The 488-nt window shown below is 45.9% G+C and carries 1 protein-coding gene; it reads right to left on the minus strand.

All coding sequences use genetic code 11. The features are described from left to right. Positions 1-73: 73 nt before the first annotated feature. On the minus strand, positions 74-488 hold a 415-nt coding region (locus BCT81_RS22850; protein WP_102425958.1), incomplete at its 5' end, for a single-stranded DNA-binding protein.

Raw genomic sequence — 488 nt, forward strand, 5'->3', positions numbered from 1 at the left:
CGAGCGCGCACTCGAAATCGAAGCGCGGCAATGGCGTTAGATAAATTCACTCCTCTCATCTCTCACTCCCTATTTAAAGTTCAGATTGAGAGGCTGGGTTATTATGCGCCACTGACTGTTGTGGTTTTTTTAATAACACCGCATCCACACGCTGCGTCATGATAGTAATTAACGAAGCCGTTAATGCCATGCCCGATGCCATTTGACCTGGATTATTTTTATCTTCCCAAACGTCGATGCGGAGTTCACCTTCAATACGCACGCGCATGCCTTTTTGTAATAACTTACTTAACGCCTCAGCGTCCCGCCCCCAATAACTAATCTCGACCCAAAACCCGCCCTTATCTTCATAAGGACGCTCAGGGTCTTGTGTTTTAATTAAACGGTCGTACTTGACGTTAAATTTTAATAACGGTCTAGCTTCACCATTCGAACGGTCATTCGCCGGCTGCCAACGCAATTCTGGTGTCATACCAATATTGCCATCA

The organism is Vibrio sp. 10N.261.52.A1 (assembly GCF_002876325.1).
GTDB lineage: Bacteria > Pseudomonadota > Gammaproteobacteria > Enterobacterales > Vibrionaceae > Vibrio > Vibrio chagasii.